10 protein-coding genes are annotated in these 16,406 nt (G+C 67.1%); 3 read left to right on the top strand and 7 right to left on the bottom strand.

From position 1 onward, the window contains the following. Position 1: 1 nt before the first annotated feature. Positions 2-1,606 (bottom strand): FG-GAP-like repeat-containing protein, encoded by a 1,605-nt coding sequence (locus AC069K_RS26140; RefSeq protein WP_478620426.1) that lies wholly within the window; start codon positions 1,604-1,606, stop codon positions 2-4. Between the two features lie 60 nt (positions 1,607-1,666). Beyond that, the gene (locus tag AC069K_RS26135; RefSeq protein WP_478620423.1) at positions 1,667-2,071 is read right to left on the bottom strand and encodes a hypothetical protein; all 405 of its coding nucleotides are present in this window, start codon (positions 2,069-2,071) and stop codon (positions 1,667-1,669) included. Between the two features lie 589 nt (positions 2,072-2,660). Here AC069K_RS26135 and AC069K_RS26130 point away from each other — a divergent pair. After that, the gene (locus AC069K_RS26130) at positions 2,661-6,509 is read left to right on the top strand and encodes a polymorphic toxin-type HINT domain-containing protein (protein WP_478620476.1); all 3,849 of its coding nucleotides are present in this window, start codon (positions 2,661-2,663) and stop codon (positions 6,507-6,509) included. A 103-nt stretch (positions 6,510-6,612) separates the two neighbouring features. Beyond that, entirely contained in the window at positions 6,613-6,903 is a 291-nt protein-coding gene (locus AC069K_RS26125) for a hypothetical protein (RefSeq protein ID WP_478620421.1), read from the top strand. A gap of 60 nt (positions 6,904-6,963) precedes the next feature. Here the strand turns inward: AC069K_RS26125 and AC069K_RS26120 are convergent, their stop codons facing one another. Further along, positions 6,964-9,774: an aconitate hydratase gene (locus AC069K_RS26120; protein ID WP_478620418.1), complete on the bottom strand. Its 2,811-nt coding sequence runs from the start codon at positions 9,772-9,774 to the stop codon at positions 6,964-6,966. A gap of 554 nt (positions 9,775-10,328) precedes the next feature. Here AC069K_RS26120 and AC069K_RS26115 point away from each other — a divergent pair. Then, the gene (locus AC069K_RS26115; RefSeq protein WP_358833381.1) at positions 10,329-11,855 is read left to right on the top strand and encodes a helix-turn-helix domain-containing protein; all 1,527 of its coding nucleotides are present in this window, start codon (positions 10,329-10,331) and stop codon (positions 11,853-11,855) included. A gap of 66 nt (positions 11,856-11,921) precedes the next feature. Here the strand turns inward: AC069K_RS26115 and AC069K_RS26110 are convergent, their stop codons facing one another. The 4 genes from AC069K_RS26110 to AC069K_RS26095 all read right to left on the bottom strand — a co-directional run bounded on the left by AC069K_RS26110 (position 11,922) and on the right by AC069K_RS26095 (position 16,405). After that, positions 11,922-13,469 carry an MFS transporter gene (locus AC069K_RS26110; RefSeq protein WP_478620414.1) on the bottom strand — a complete coding sequence of 516 codons (1,548 nt, stop codon included), beginning with the start codon at positions 13,467-13,469 and terminating at the stop codon, positions 11,922-11,924. Positions 13,470-13,686: 217 nt separating this feature from the next. Further along, the gene (locus tag AC069K_RS26105) at positions 13,687-14,397 is read right to left on the bottom strand and encodes a GntR family transcriptional regulator (protein ID WP_365111071.1); all 711 of its coding nucleotides are present in this window, start codon (positions 14,395-14,397) and stop codon (positions 13,687-13,689) included. A 41-nt stretch (positions 14,398-14,438) separates the two neighbouring features. Then, positions 14,439-15,407, bottom strand: coding sequence for an ornithine cyclodeaminase family protein (locus AC069K_RS26100; protein WP_478620411.1), 969 nt, complete (start codon positions 15,405-15,407; stop codon positions 14,439-14,441). After that, positions 15,404-16,405 (bottom strand): proline racemase family protein, encoded by a 1,002-nt coding sequence (locus tag AC069K_RS26095; RefSeq protein WP_478620408.1) that lies wholly within the window; start codon positions 16,403-16,405, stop codon positions 15,404-15,406. Before AC069K_RS26095 ends, AC069K_RS26100 begins: the two co-directional genes overlap by 4 nt. Position 16,406: the final 1 nt, after the last annotated feature.

Here is a 16,406-nt window from a genome sequence, read left to right as displayed (position 1 = left end):
GTCAAGAGACCTGACGCCACAGGGATACGCCGTCGACGAAGGTGGACTGGCCAGTGCCCTTGTAAAGCTTCAACGACTGCGACGCGATCCACAGTCTCACCAGGTCGGGCTTGCCATCTCCGTTGACGTCTCCGCCGAGCAGAATGCTTGTGTTGCTCCACGACGTATCCGGCCATACGGAGACGCCATTGTCGAACAGCCCCTGCGTATTCCCGTGGTAACCGCGCAGTCCGCCGTCGCTGGTGATGGCCACGATGTCATCGCGACCGTCCTGGTTGAAGTCGCCGGTGGCGATCTGCTTCGTGGGCTTCCATGTGCTGTCGCGCCACACCTGGTGCCTCTGCCCAGCGAGGACACCGTCCGGGTTCGTGGCATACGTGTACAGCGAACCGTCGCCCGAGACGCCGATCAGTCCATCACGAGTCGAGCCGTTCGCCCTGTACCGGGCGACCTGAAGCATGCTCTTCCATGAGGTGTCCGGCCACATTTGCTTCCCCTCTGCAAGGCCGCCATCCGCCCTACCCAGGTACAGCTTCAGAGCCCCGTCGCCGCCGACAGCCGCGATATCGGACACACCGTCGCCGTTGTAGTCACCGGCGATAATCCGCTTGTTCGACCCCCAATTTCCATCCCACCGCCACAACGGACGACCGTACTCGAGATTGCCATTGGCGCTCGCATAGAAGGCATTGAGCGATCCGTCATCGAAGACCACCGCTATGTCCGTGCGGCCATCACGGTTGAAGTCCGCAGTCGTCGTCAGGGTGTTCAGATTTGGAGGCTTGGGACGCTGGCGGGTCTTCTGGACCCAGTCATTCATATCGTCAACCCGAGTCTCAAGTGCTCCCGTACGGGCCTCACTCTCACCCAGGCAACCACCCTGCCAGGAGCGGCTGTTGATGCCGACCAATTCGACCTTACCGTCCGCCTCGCGGAAGGCCGGTGCGCCGGCATCGCCCTTACAGAGACTGGCGTCAGTCCCGCTCTTCTTGTCGATACCGAAGTTCACGCCGTCAGTGGATCCCACCGTGAAGGAACCAGTGTGGGGGCGGTCAGGCACCCACTCGCCCTTTGTCCGGCCGAAGCCCACCACTCGCAGTGACTCGCCGTCGACCGGGGCGGTGGTGGCGAGCTGAATCGGGGCGGCCCCCTCGCCGCGGCGGAGTGCCGGCTCGAACCCGGTGTACTTGCCGCCGCCATTGATGATGCCCGTGTACATCCTGGCCATAACCAGGTCGCGCCCCTTGGCAGGAACCAGCTCGGCGATGGTTCCCTCGACATTGAGGATCGGTCTGGGGCTACCACCCTCCTGGGTGACCCTGGTTTTCATCTTGGGGGCACCTGCGGGGATATCAAATCCCTGCTGCGGGTTCTCGGCAAAACAACTGGCCGCAGTCAGCACCCATTGCGGGTCCACCAAAGCACCGGAACAGGTCCGCTGGCCTTCTCCGATATGAATCTTGACAGCGAACGTGTACGTCCCGTCATCGATGGGTGTTCCTGCTAACGCCTCAGCCTGGGGGCTGAGGAGTGTTCCGGCAAACACAACCGCAGCCGAAAGACCCGTTACCCAGGTCCAGTGCGAACGTCTGGCAGTCATCTTCATCTTTCTCGTCAAATGCTTGATTCGGCGTTCTACAGCCGACCGACGGCAGGACTGAGGCACTCAGCCAGTCACCCGCAGCTCAAGGAGCGCGGTGGGCTCAGCACCGGCCCCCTCGCCCACAGACTCGAAGTGACCGGGCTGCACATCAACGGTCTGATGTGTCTTGCCGCCATCCGCTGTCAGGTCGGCGGTGACAGGGTGGTCCTTGGTCTCCACGGCCCAGACATCCGCGATTTTCATGGCCAGGTAGCCGCTCTTACCGATGACACGGAAGCAAACATCCTTACTGTCGTTGCTCCGTGTCCACACCCTGATTTGCTGCGGTGAGCCGTCACAGGAGTCGGCGAGCACGATATGACCGTCCCCTTTTATCAGGGTGATCTTCCTGTCCGCCTCGATCCTGGCGGAGCCGGGGTACGCGAAGTCCTCGACCCCCGAGGGCGGCAACTCGCTTGTGGCCTGCACAGCGGGAGCAGACGGGGAGCTGGCTGACGCCAGGGCGGGAACGCTGACCACAGCCGCCAGCGCAACAGCACTTCCAGCCATTATCAATCTACGAATAAGAGAGGTCACCGGTGTCCTTTCAGGCATGGGTGACCATGGACTGCGCCCCCCACGCACTTCTGTCGAAATAGAATCCCCGAGCCAATATCCGGCGCGCAACCCACAGTGTCAAGGTGATCTGATTCACACGGCTTCGCGACTACCTGAATCTAGCCATTATTGGAACCAGTAACTCCCCCCTCCAGCGCATAGGACTCGCCTCATTCAAGCCAACCTTACAGCTGTTCCTGCCAACAAGCAGGGAGCGGCGAACAGGCCTCAGATGAACGGCTAAGCTCTCGGCGCCGGAATACGGCAACTGACGATCTCAGTAACCGAAATGAGTGTCGCCTTGAAACGAAAAGCGGGCCGGAAGGCCGGAACCCGAAGTCCCTCCGTCGTGATACGCGCCTTAAGTATCAGCCTGTTGTCCACGCTCCTCGTGACTGCTCTCGTGGAACCCGGATCAGCGGGGGCAGCTGCGGCCACCACCGAGACGGACCCCGGACCCATTGCTCCTACGGCGCGAGGACAGGTCCTGGAGCTGTGGAAGACCGGTGGAACCGGGATGAAGGCGGCAGCGGAAGTCGCGCTCCTCGGTAGCGACTCTGACGTCAAGTACTTTCTTGAACAGGTTAAGGACAAGGAAGAGTTCGCAGATAATCGGGTCGCAGCCGGCCAGCTCATAAGCGTCGGCGGGCGAGGAGTGCAAGAGGCGGCTCTCAAAGCACTCAACGGCACCCCCGAGGAACTCAAGTCTTTCTTGAAGGATGGCTGGAAAGACCCCTGGGAGCAGGACCAGAGAGTGCGAGTGGCCCAAGTCGTCAACTCCGGTGGCCGTGGAGTCCAAGAAGCCGGACGAAAAGCTCTCAATGGCACGGCTGAGGACATCAACGCCTTCCTGGAACAGGGTCAGTACTCCCAGCGCGACCAAGACGACCGTGTCCAGCTGGCGCAAATCCTTAGCACGGGTGGCGCCAATGTGGTGGCTGCAGGCCGTGTCGCGTTGAATGGGACACCGGAGGACATCCGCGAGTTCTTACAGGTCGGGCAATACGTGGCCCGGACACGCGACCAGGAGCACGCCAGCGTCGCTCAACTCGCCGACCAGGCCCGGGAAGCAGGCCGCCAAGCCGCAGCGGAGACGGAAGCAGCCAAGGATGCGTCGGCCCGCGCTGTCACCGCATCAAAACAGGCGAAGAAGGACGCCGAGAAGGCCGCCGCCGAGACGGCGCTCGCCAAGAACGATGCCGTTAAGGCAGCGGCGAAGGCGAAGGAGGCGGCCAATGCAGCCAATCAGGCTGCCTCGGCTGCGCAACAGGCAATCGACGCAGCCCGAGCAGCCAATAGCTCCGCTCGCATAGCGGCCAATGCGGCGTCTCAGGCTGCAGCCGCGGCGGCAGGTGCGGCTCAGGCCGCCTCCAGAGCTCAGAGCGCGGCCGCTGCGGCAGCCTTGGACAAGACCAAAGCCTCGGTTGCACGCCAGGCAGCTGAGAGCGCGCGCACTGCAGCCAAAGGCGCGCACTTGGCGGCAGATGCGGCCAGCCAGGCGAGCGTCGCCGCGTCAGCGGCTGGGGATGCCGCTCTTGTTGCTCTGAGTGCGGGCGGGAATGCCGACGCTGCGGCTACAGCCGCAGAGGAAGCCAGCCAATATGTCAACCAGGCCGACAGCAGCTCGGCCGAGGCGAAGGAAGCTGCCGCAGCGGCCCGCCGACACGCGAGTGAGGCCAACCGCGCCGCTCTCGCCGCCGAGTCGCTGGCACGTAAGGCTGCTTCTGCAGCCGGCCAATCACGCGATGCTGCGAACTCAGCCGCTGCACACGCCGAGAACGCGGCCAAAGCAGCTGACGACGCAGCCACGCATGCCGGTGAGGCGGACACAGCGGCTACACGGTCAGAAGCCCATGCAAAGGCAGCGACCCAAGCCGCTAACTCAGCTAGCACAGCTGCGGCCCGGGCCCAGTCCACTCATGATCTGGCACGGCAGATCGAAGCCGAGGCGTTGACCGCTCGCACGAACGAAGGTATCGAACGCGCGAGAGACCTCACAACTCAGGAGGAGAAGCGCTCGAAGGACCGGGAAAAGAAGGCTAAAGAAACTGAGGACCTCGAGCGTGAGGCTCTGCGCTTGGCAGACGAAGCCGCCCGGCCCGATGCCGACCCGAAGGATGTTGCTGGCCAGGGCCGGAAAAGTGCGTTCTTGGCGATGCGACTGCGCGGCCCGTGGAGTGTAGCTGCCGCTGAAGCTGCGCTCGCAGGTTCAGGCGAGGACGTCGCCGAGTATGTCCGCAGTGGCTGGAAAGATGCGGCCGCAGACGATCAGCGCTTCCAGGTCGAGGAACTGGCCGAGGAAAGCCCTCTCGCATCGGTACGCGCCGCCGCCGAATCGGCACTCAAGGGTGATTCCACAGAAATTGCCGAGTTCCTGGCTACCGGCCAATACCGGGTATCTGCCCAGGACCTCAGGGTCCACATCGCTCGGATCATCAACGGTGCTGGGCCCGGCGTGCAGAGGGCTGGCCGAGCAGCGCTGGAGTCCGGGGACTTCCTGAAGTACCGAGATTTTATTGCGACAGGGCAGTACGCCGCCCGCACTCAGGACGAACGAGTTCGTGCTGCCGTACTGATTGACCATGCTGGCCCGCAGGTCAAGGCGGAAGCCCGGATCGCCTTGGAGGGCCCAGCTCAGCAACTGCATGCCTTCATCGAATCCGGGCAGTACAGAGCACAGCAGCAGGATCTGCTCGCTACTACCCACATTGCACGGGTACAACAGCTGATCGCGGAGGCTGCCAAGGTCGCGGCCACCGCGCAACAAAATGCCGCCGAAGCCCGCGAAGCCGCCTTGCTGGCCAGAAAAGCGTCCGATGAAGCGCAGATCGCTGCCCAGGAAGCCGAACAGAAAAAGCGTGAGGCTCGATACTACGCCGATCAGGCTTCCAAGTCCGCCAAGGAAGCCGAAGCCTCCGCAGCGCAGGCAGCCGCCTCCGCGAAGTCGGCACGCCAAGCCTCCGACGAGGCACAGGGAGCAGCGAGCAGGGCAACCACGTCATGGGTGGAGGCTGCGGTATCTGCCGAGCGGGCACACGCTTCCGCCGCCAGCGCGTGGACAGCAGCCACCGAAGCCCGGGCCATCGCCAATGCAGCAGGCAAGGATGCCAAAGCTGCTATGGATGCGCTTAAGGACGTCTTCCACACTGTCAAAGTAAAGCTCCAGACCGAAGAAGAAGCACGCCGAAAGGCCCGAGCGGAAGGGCGAGTTTCCCCGGAAAGATACCGATGTGGATTCGACGGATGCGAGCAAGCCCGCAACAATCCCGCCCGCTTCTGCCAGCACCACGAAGTGGCCTGTGAAATCATCAACATGGGGCCTGCCTTCGAAGCTGCGATGAACAAGGCAGCGTACTACGCCAATTTCATCTTGCATCTCAGTTCACTGGCTAGTTGCGTGGACTATGACCTCGACGCCTGCGGAGAACTGACTCAGCAGCTCACCTTCAAGTCCAAGATGGCGGCACTCCTCAGGTTCACGGACGAACTCCGCAGCAAAACCGGAGGAAGGCCAAGCGGCTGCCTCAATTGCTTCGTCTCCGGCACCAAAGTCCTCATGAAGGGCCGCCAGACTAAGGCCATCGAAGACGTTCGACCTGACGACGAGGTCCTCGCCACTAATCCACTTACGGGCAAGACGGGCCTTCGTAAAGTCACCCGACTGATCATCACTCAGGATGACAAGCTTTTCAATGAGCTGACTCTCTCGACCGCCAGTGGGCCCCACAAGATCATTGCCACCTACGAGCACCCTTTCTGGAGCCCATCTGAAGACCGCTGGGTCAAGGCGAAAGATCTCACACCTGGCTCAACCCTCCTGAGCATCCACAGGAAAACGGTCCGGGTGGCGTCCAACCGTCCATTCAGCCAGCATGCACGTACGTACAACCTGACCGTAGCCGACCTGCATACGTACTATGTACTCGCCGACGACACGCCGGTGCTGGTGCATAATTCCAACTGCGATCACATCGCGCTCGGCCTAAGCGCAACACGGGATAACCCCTGGGCGCTCGAGGAATTCGCCATGGAACGGGGAGCAAGCGCCTACTCCGATTGGCCCGGTAAAGGCCCCTGGTACAAGAAGCTGGAAGAGTTCCTGGCGCCAGAATCTAATACGCGCATATCATTCAACCTGGACGACATCACGGATCCCATCGCGTCTGCACGCGCTGGCGATTCAGTTGACCCGAGCGGATTTGAGGGTCTGACGAACTGGGAACTCTCCCGGATCAGAAATTCCCCTCACGCATGGAACAGAATCACTTGGTATCGAAAGGGGCGCATCGTTGACAACCCATTCCACTAGGAGTGCCGACCGTGAGGTCTGGTTCAGGTCCGAGCGCACCTTCACCCTCTGGCGCTATGGGGTGGGGCACTCACAGCTACTCCTTCGATCGGTACCGGACGGCATGGACACGACCCGTCTGGACCTGCTTTTCGAAGGGGTACGTGCTGTCCAACTGGTCACGCGCTACGAAACGATGGAGATTCGCCCCACCGGCGAAGAAGAAGCCCGACAGATCCTAGAACTGGTCAAGATGGACGACCGGTGGCGGGAGAAACACCTCGTCGTCTCGCTTCGCTCCAGGAGCGGATCCGGGTTCGTCGTGTGCCGGAAAATCATCGCCGTGGACAGCGGAGCGGACCCTGCTCAGCCGGATGGGGAAACCGGAGAGCCCATCACCGTCTGGACTACCTAGCGAAGGCCAAAGGGCCGCACCCCCGGGAGGGGGTGCGGCCCTTCCTGCTGGCCGGGTCCGCTAGCCGCGGATCAGGTTCCGCAGCACGTACTGCATGATGCCGCCGTTGCGGTAGTAGTCCGCCTCACCGGGGGTGTCGATGCGGACCACCGCGTCGAACTCCACGCCCGTGTCGGTGGTGACCTTCACCGTGCGCGGGGTCGTGCCCTCGTTCAGCTCGGTGACGCCCGTGATGGAGAAGGTCTCCTCGCCGGTCAGGCCCAGGGAGGCGGCCGTGGCGCCCTCCGGGAACTGGAGCGGCAGGACGCCCATGCCGATGAGGTTCGAGCGGTGGATGCGCTCGTAGGACTCGGCGACGACGGCCTTGACGCCGAGCAGCGCCGTGCCCTTGGCGGCCCAGTCGCGGGACGAACCCGAGCCGTACTCCTTGCCCGCCAGGATCACCAGCGGGATGCCGGCGGCCTGGTAGTTCTGCGACGCGTCGTAGATGAAGGAGACGGGGGCGTCCGCCTGGGTGAAGTCGCGGGTGAAGCCGCCCTCGGTGCCCGGCGCGATCTGGTTGCGCAGGCGGATGTTGGCGAACGTGCCCCGGATCATGACCTCGTGGTTGCCACGGCGCGAGCCGTAGGAGTTGAAGTCGCGGCGGTTCACGCCGTGCTCCGTGAGGTACTTGCCGGCCGGGGTGTCGGCCTTGATCGCACCGGCCGGGGAGATGTGGTCGGTGGTGACCGAGTCGCCCAGCTTGGCCAGGACGCGCGCGCCCGTGATGTCGGTGACCGGCGTCGTCTCCATCTGCATGCCCTCGAAGTAGGGGGGCTTGCGGACGTAGGTGGACTGCGGGTCCCACTCGAAGGTGTTGCCGGTCGGGATCGGCAGCGACTGCCACTGGGCGTCGCCCGCGAAGACGTCCTGGTAGGACTTGTTGAACATGTCCTCGCCGATGGCGTTCGCCACGACGTCGTTGACCTCGGCCTCGGTGGGCCAGATGTCCTTGAGGAAGACCGGGTTGCCGTCAGTGTCCGTGCCGATGGCCTCGGTGGTGATGTCGACCTTCATCGAGCCCGCGATGGCGTACGCGACGACCAGCGGCGGGGACGCCAGGTAGTTCATCTTGACGTCGGGGTTGATCCGGCCCTCGAAGTTGCGGTTGCCGGAGAGCACCGAGGTGACCGCGAGGTCGTGCTCGTTGACCGCCTTCGAGATCTCCTCGTCGAGGGGGCCCGAGTTGCCGATGCACGTCGTGCAGCCGTAGCCGACGAGGTTGAAGCCCATCTTGTCGAGGTAGGGCGTCAGACCGGCCTTGTCGAAGTAGTCGGTGACGACCTTCGAGCCCGGGGCGAGCGTGGTCTTGACCCACGGCTTGCGGGTCAGGCCCTTCTCCACGGCCTTCTTCGCGACGAGCGCCGCGGCGACCATCACGTACGGGTTCGAGGTGTTGGTGCAGGAGGTGATCGCGGCGACGGTGACGGCGCCGTGGTCGATCTCGTAGGTCGAGCCGTCGGCGGCGGTGACCGTGACCGGGTTCGACGGGACGGCGGCACCGGTGCCCTCGGCGTGCTGCGGGGCGCCCGCGCCGTTCTCCTGGCTGCCGTAGGCCGGGGCGTCGGAGGCCGGGAAGGACTCGTCGCTCGCCTCGTCCACCGGGGAGGCGGCGGTGCCGGCCTGGGTGGTGGGGACCTCGACGTAGTTGAGGACGTCCTTGGCGAACTGCTCGGCGGCGTTGGCGAGGACGATGCGGTCCTGCGGGCGCTTGGGGCCGGCGATGGAGGGGACGACCGTGGAGAGGTCGAGCTCCAGCTTCTCGGAGAAGTCGGGCTCGGCGGCCGGGTCGAGCCAGAGGCCCTGCTCCTTGGCGTACGCCTCGACGAGCGCGACCTGCTGGGCGTCGCGGCCGGTCAGACGCAGGTACTTCAGCGTCTCGTCGTCGATCGGGAAGATCGCGGCGGTGGAGCCGAACTCCGGCGACATGTTGCCGATGGTGGCGCGGTTGGCGAGGCTCGTGGCCGCCACACCCTCGCCGTAGAACTCGACGAACTTGCCGACGACGCCGTGCTTGCGCAGCATCTCGGTGATCGTGAGGACCAGGTCGGTGGCGGTGGTGCCCGGGTTCAGCTCACCGGTCAGCTTGAAGCCGACGACGCGCGGGATGAGCATCGAGACCGGCTGGCCGAGCATCGCGGCCTCGGCCTCGATGCCGCCGACGCCCCAGCCCAGCACACCGAGGCCGTTGACCATGGTGGTGTGCGAGTCGGTGCCGACGAGGGTGTCGGGGTAGGCCTGGCCGCCCCGGACCATGACGGTGCGGGCCAGGTGCTCGATGTTGACCTGGTGGACGATGCCGGTGCCCGGGGGGACGACCTTGAACTCGTCGAAGGCGGTCTGGCCCCAGCGCAGGAACTGGTAGCGCTCCTTGTTGCGGCCGTACTCCAGCTCGACGTTCTGCGCGAAGGAGTCCTTCGTGCCGAACTTGTCGGCGATGACCGAGTGGTCGATGACCAGCTCGGCCGGGGCCAGCGGGTTGATCTTCGCCGGGTCGCCGCCGAGCTCCTTGACGGCCTCACGCATGGTGGCGAGGTCGACGACACAGGGCACGCCGGTGAAGTCCTGCATGATCACGCGGGCCGGCGTGAACTGGATCTCCTGGCTGGGCTGCGCCTGGGAGTCCCAGCCGCCGAGCGCCCGGATGTGGTCGGCGGTGATGTTCGCGCCGTCCTCGGTACGGAGCAGGTTCTCCAGCAGCACCTTCAGGCTGTAAGGGAGGCGCGCGGAGCCCTCGACCTTGTCCAGCCGGAAGATCTCGTACGACTCGTCGCCCACCTGCAGCGTGCTGCGGGCGTCGAAGCTGTTCGCCGACACGACAGTCTCCTTCATATATGTGCGCGTTCCACCGCATCCTGCCGCCACGCGGGATAGCCAGTCCGCTAAGGTAAGGCTAAGTTAGGTCACCCTTACCGCCACAGGGGCGATATGTACGGCCGCGGTGCGCCTCGGCAGATATCTCGATGTCGAGATAACTCTAGTACATGGGCGCCCCCTGGTCATGCGTGGGCACGCGCTCCGGCATGCCCCGGGGGCCCGGGGCGCGTCCCGCGCACGGCGCGACACGCCGGGCACGTGGCCGATGGTGACAGCAGGCCGTCACCGTCGGCCGCCATCGCGACGAACATCACGTAAGGACAGACGACGCAGAGCGGGACGAGTGCGGCGAAGTCGCACGCGTTCCTCGGCATGGGCCGGGCGGACGGGGGTACCGGCACCCGGGTGGAGTCGGACGCGCGCCCTCCGGTTGCCGGGCGGCGGCCGTGGCCGCAGCATCGGAACTGACGGTGTTTCACCCGGACCGCGCACACGGCCTTCACTCCAACCCCACCCGGACGGCGCACCCCAACAGCACTCTCATCTCATATGTGAGATAACCTGTCGCCATGTCAGACGACTACCTCGTACGCATCGGCAAGCTCATCCGTGACGCCCGTCAGCATCGGGGCTGGACACAGACGCAGTTGGCCGAGGCTCTGGGAACGAGCCAGAGCGCCGTGAACCGTATCGAGCGCGGCAACCAGAACATCAGCCTTGAGATGATCGCCCGCATCGGTGAAGCACTCGACAGCGAGATCGTCTCGCTCGGCTACGCCGGGCCCATGCATCTGCGGGTCGTCGGCCGGCGCCGGCTCTCCGGCTCCATCGACGTCAAGACCAGCAAGAACGCCTGTGTGGCACTGCTCTGCGGCTCGCTCCTCAACAAGGGCCGCACGGTCCTGCGCCGGGTCGCGCGCATCGAGGAGGTCTTCCGGCTCCTGGAGGTCCTCAACTCCATCGGCGTGCGCACCCGCTGGATCAACGACGGCGTCGACCTCGAGATCGTGCCCCCGGCCGACCTCGACATGGACGGCATGGACGCGGAGGCCGCCCGCCGGACCCGGTCCATCATCATGTTCCTCGGTCCGCTGCTGCACCGCATGGACCACTTCCGGCTGCCGTACGCGGGCGGCTGCGACCTCGGTACGCGCACCATCGAGCCGCACATGATCGCCCTGCGCCGCTTCGGCCTGGACATCACCGCCACCGAGGGCATCTACCACGCCGAGGTCACGCGGACCGCCCCCGACCGCCCGATCGTCCTGACCGAGCGCGGCGACACGGTGACCGAGAACGCGCTGCTGGCCGCCGCCCGCCACGACGGCGTCACCGTCATCCGCAACGCCTCCTCCAACTACATGGTCCAGGACCTCTGCTTCTTCCTGGAGGCCCTGGGCGTACGGGTCGACGGCGTCGGCACCACCACGCTCACCGTGCACGGCGTGCCGAACATCGACGTCGACGTGGACTACTCGCCCTCCGAGGACCCGGTCGAGGCGATGAGCCTGCTCGCCGCCGCCGTGGTCACCGAGTCGGAGCTGACGATCCGTCGGGTGCCGATCGAGTTCCTGGAGATCGAGCTCGCGGTCCTGGAGGAGATGGGCCTGGACCACGACCGCTCCGCGGAGTACGCCGCCGACAACGGCCGCACCCGGCTGATCGACCTCACGGTCCGCCCCTCCAAGCTGGAGGCGCCGATCGACAAGATCCACCCGATGCCGTTCCCCGGGCTCAACATCGACAACGTGCCGTTCTTCGCGGCGATCGCGGCGGTGGCCCAGGGCCAGACCCTCATCCACGACTGGGTCTACGACAACCGCGCGATCTACCTCACGGACCTCAACCGCCTCGGCGGCCGCCTCCAGCTGCTCGACCCGCACCGGGTACTGGTCGAGGGCCCGACCCGGTGGCGCGCGGCGGAGATGATGTGCCCGCCGGCCCTGCGCCCGGCGGTGGTGGTCCTGCTCGCGATGATGGCGGCCGAGGGCACGTCCGTGCTGCGCAATGTGTACGTCATCAACCGCGGCTACGAGGATCTGGCGGAGCGGTTGAACTCGGTGGGCGCGCAGATCGAGATCTTCCGGGACATCTAGGAACATCCGATGCCATCGCGGGGCCGCGTGGTCCCCGGTCCCTGAGAGCGTCCCCGCCGGGCGGTCTCAGGGGCCGGGGGTCGTTCCGCCCTGGAGGCGTTCCAGGTCCGCGGGGCGGACCTGGATGGCCAGCAGGGCGATCACCGCCGCCACGATCGCGAAGACCGCGGCCACGATGAAGGCGGTGGAGACCCCGGAGGTGAGCACCTGGTCGCTCCAGGGGCGCGGGAGCTCTCCGGTGCGCCGGAACGTCAGCCGCTCGGCGGGGCTCGCCTGGCGCAGGAACTTCGCCACCTGGCCGTCCGCCTCGTTGCGGCTCGCCGTGCCGAAGACGGTGACCAGGATCGACAGGCCGAGCGAGCCGCCCACCTGCTGGGTGGCGTTGAGCATGCCGGAGGCGGCGCCCGTCTCGTGCACGGGCACGCCCGAGACGGCCATCAGCGTCAGCGAGACGAAGTTCAGGCCCATGCCGAGGCTGAAGACGAGCATCGGGCCCAGGATGCTGCCCGCGTACGTGGAGTGGATGTCGGTGAGCGTCAGCCAGGACAGGCCCGCCGCGGCCAGCACCGAACCCGTCACCATGAACGGCTTGGGCCCGTACTTCGGCAGCAGTTGCGAGGCGATGCCCGCGCCCACCGCGATGACGGCGCTGACCGGCAGGAAGGCGAGCCCGGCCTTGAGGGGGCTGAAGTCGAGCACGTCCTGGACGAACAGGGTGAGGAAGAAGAACATGCCGAAGATCGCGGCGGCGAGGCTCAGCATGATGCCGTAGGTGCCCGCCCGGTTGCGGTCGGCGAACATGTGCAGCGGGGTGATGGGCCGCTCCGAGCGCCGCTCCACCAGGACGAACGCGACGAGCAGCAGCACGGCGGCGCCGAAGGACCCCAGGGTGTACGGGTCGCGCCAGCCCTCCTGGGCGGCCCGGATGAAGCCGTAGACCAGCGCGGTCATCCCGAGGGTGGAGGTGAGCGCGCCCAGGAGGTCGAAGTGGCCGGGGTGGCGCTCGGACTCCTTGATGTGGCGGGGCGTGGCGAGCACGATGAGCGCCGCGATCGGCACGTTGACGAAGAACACCCAGCGCCAGTCGAGCCATTCGACGAGCATGCCGCCCGCGAGCAGGCCGATCGCGCCGCCGCCCGCGGAGACCGCGGCGAAGACGCCGAACGCCCGGTTGCGCGCGGGCCCTTCGGTGAAGGTGGTGGTGATCAGGGCCAGCGCGGTCGGTGAGGCGATGGCTCCGCCGACGCCCTGGAAGGCGCGCGCGGCCAGCAACTGGCCGGAGTTCTGGGCGAGTCCGCCCAGCAATGAGGCGATGGCGAAGAGCACGACGCCGAAGAGGAAGACGCGGCGCCGGCCGAGGATGTCGCCGGTCCGGCCGCCGAGCAGCAGCAGCCCGCCGAAGGTGAGGGTGTAGGCGCTGACCACCCAGGCCAGTCCGGTCGTGGAGAAGCCCAGGGCGCTCTGGATGTGCGGGAGGGCGATGTTCACGATGGTGATGTCCAGCACGACCATCAACTGGCACGAGGCGATGACCAGGAGCGCGATCCCGTTGCCGCCGCCCGTGCGGTCGGGGGCGGCGGCGTCGGTCGTGGGTGCCGGCTGTGGACTCGTCATGGCAGGCCTTGCCCTCGGGTGAGGGACCCCTCGCTGAGGGGAAGTGGACGGTCCCGTCCACTTTTCGACCGTAAACCCGGCCCGGGGCCGTGACCAGTCGATCAAGGCGCGCGCCCGGTCCGGGCTGCGCGGGTCAAGGCCCGGCGCGGGCGCGGGTCTTCACCGCCGCGAAGCCGTTTCCGTACGGCGTCACCAGGCGCTCGTCACCGTCCGGGCGTCAGCGGTTGCCCAGCGTGCGCTTGGGGCGCGGCTCCACCGGCTCGTCGCGCGCCTGCGCCCAGAGCGAGCGGACGTGGCCGAGGTGGCGGGCCATGCACTCCTCGGCGCCGCTTTCGTCGCCCGCCACCATCAGGTCCAGGAGTTCGAGGTGCTCCTCGGCGGAGGAGATGAGCTGGCCGCGCTCGTCGAGCCGGGTCAGTCCGTACAGGCGGGAGCGCTTGCGCAGGTCGCCGACGGTCTCCACGAGCCGTTCGTTGCCCGCGAGGCCGAGGAGCTGGAGGTGGAAGCGGCGGTCGGCGTCGAGGTAGCCGATGAGGTTGTGCTCGCGCGCGTGGGCGACGATCTCCTCGGCGACCGGCCGCAGCGCCTCCAGCTGCTCCACGGTCGCAAGCCGCGTCACTCTGCCCACGGTGGGCACTTCGATCATCGCGCGGAGTTCGGTGTACTGGTCGAGGTCGCGCTCGCTCACCTCGGTGATGCGAAAGCCCTTGTTGCGTACGGGTTCGACGAGCCCCTCGCGCGCCAGGTCCAGCATCGCCTCGCGGACCGGGGTGGCCGAGATGCCGAAGTCGGCGGCCAGTCCCGGGGCGGAGTAGATGGCGCCGGGGCGCAGTTCACCGGCGACCAGGGCGGCGCGCAGGGCGTGGGCGACCTGGTCGCGCAGCCGCTCCTGGGCCGTGATGAGATTGCGCTGCTTCAGGTCGCCCATGGCACTTCCTCCGTGAATCCGCGGAGGCTCAGCGTACAATGTCACGTTGCCCTGTCGGGCTGCCCCGTACGCTCCCGTGCGCGGTGCAGCGCCGCCGCCACGGCCAGATCCTCCCAGGCCATGCCCACGCTTTTGAAGAGGCGGGGACGGTCGGAGGGAACCGTCACCCGCCCGTGGACGAGGTCGGCGAGGGTCGCCGCGATCCGGCCGGGCCCGATCGCCCCCTCGGTCAGCGGGATCAGCAGGTCCCCGGCCTCGCGCAGGGCCGCCGCGCGCGACTCCACATAGACCGCCGAGCGCCGCACCAGGGCCGTGTCGGTCTCGCGGGCGTCCGGCTCGTGCGAGCCGACCGCGACGACGGTGGCCCCGTCCGCGACGAGCCGGCCGTCGAAGAGCGGCTCGCGGGCGGTGGTGCAGCAGATGACGAGATCGGCGTCGCGGACGTCGTCCGCGGTGCCCGCGTCCGCGTCGACGCCCAGCGTACGGGCGTACGCCACCAGCGCCGCGCGGGCCCCGGGGTCGCGGGCGACCACGGTGACGGCCTTCACCCCGGCCACGGCCAGCGCCGCCCGCAGATGTCCGTACGCCTGCGGACCCGCGCCGAACAGGACCAGGCGGGCCGCGTCCGGCGCCGCCAGGTGGGCGAGGGCGACGGCGGAGACGGCCGGGGTGCGCAGGGTCGTCAGGGCCGCGCCGTCCAGGAGGGCGAGGGGCAGCAGGGTCGCGCCGTCCAGGAGCAGATAGCCGCCGGTGATCCGGGGCAGGCCGTGCGCGGGGTTGGCCGGGGCCACGCCCGCGATCTTCACGCCCGCGTACGCCCCGGAGGCGGCGGGCATCAGGAGCAGTTCGCCCGCCGCGACCGGCAGGTTGACGCGCGGCGGGGCCGACTCGGGGTCGAACCCGTCGCGCAGGGCGTCCGCCACCGCCTCGGCGGCGGCGAGGGGCGTGAGCAGGCGCGCGATCTCCTCGGCACCGACCAGGGCGGGGGCCTGCGGCTGTGCGCCGGTCACAGCAGGAAGCCCGCCGGGAACGGGTCGGACGGATCCAGGAAGTACTGGGCCGTGCCGGTGATCCAGGCGCGTCCGGTCACCGTCGGGACCACCGCCGGAAGTCCGCCGACCGTGGTCTCACCGACGAGCCGCCCGGTGAACTCCGTACCGATGAAGGACTCGTTGACGAAGTCGCGGTGGAGCGGCAGTTCGCCGCGGGCGTGCAGCTGCGCCATCCGGGCGGAGGTGCCGGTGCCGCACGGGGAGCGGTCGAACCAGCCCGGGTGGATCGCCATCGCGTGCCGGGAGCGGACCGCGTCCGAGCCGGGCGCGGCGAGGTAGACGTGCTTGACCCCGCCGATCTCCGGGTTCCGGGGGTGCACCGGGCGGTCGGTGGCGTTGATCGCGTCCATGATGGCGAGTCCGGCGGCGAGCAGGTCGTCCTTGCGCGCCCGGTCGAAGGGCAGCCCGAGGTCGTCGAGGTGGACGAAGGCGTAGAAGTTCCCGCCGTACGCGATGTCGTAGGTGACCGTGCCGTATCCCGGCACCTCCACCTTGCGGTCGAGGCCGAGGCAGAAGGAGGGCACGTTGGTGAGGGTGACGGACTTCGCCTCGCCGTCCTCCACCCGCACGTCGACGCTCACCAGCCCGGCCGGGGTGTCGAGGCGGACCGTGGTGACCGGCTCGCTCACCTCCACCATGCCGGTCTCGACGAGCACGGTGGCCACGCCGATCGTCCCGTGACCGCACATCGGGAGCAGCCCGGACACCTCGATGAACAGGACGCCGTAGTCGGCGTCGGGGCGGGTGGCCGGCTGGAGGACCGCGCCGCTCATGGAGGCGTGGCCGCGCGGCTCGTACATCAGCAGGGTGCGCAGGTCGTCGAGGTGGTCGAGGAAGTGGAGGCGCTTCTCGGCCATGGTGGCGCCCGGGATCACCCCGACGCCGCCCGTGATGACCCGGGTGGGCATGCCCTCGGTGTGCGAGTCGACCGCGTGGTAGACGTGACGGGTGCGCATG

Source organism: Streptomyces sp. NPDC043908 (genome assembly GCF_056435525.1).
Note: the sequence above shows the minus strand (reverse complement) of the source record. Positions and strands in the feature narration are given on the sequence as shown.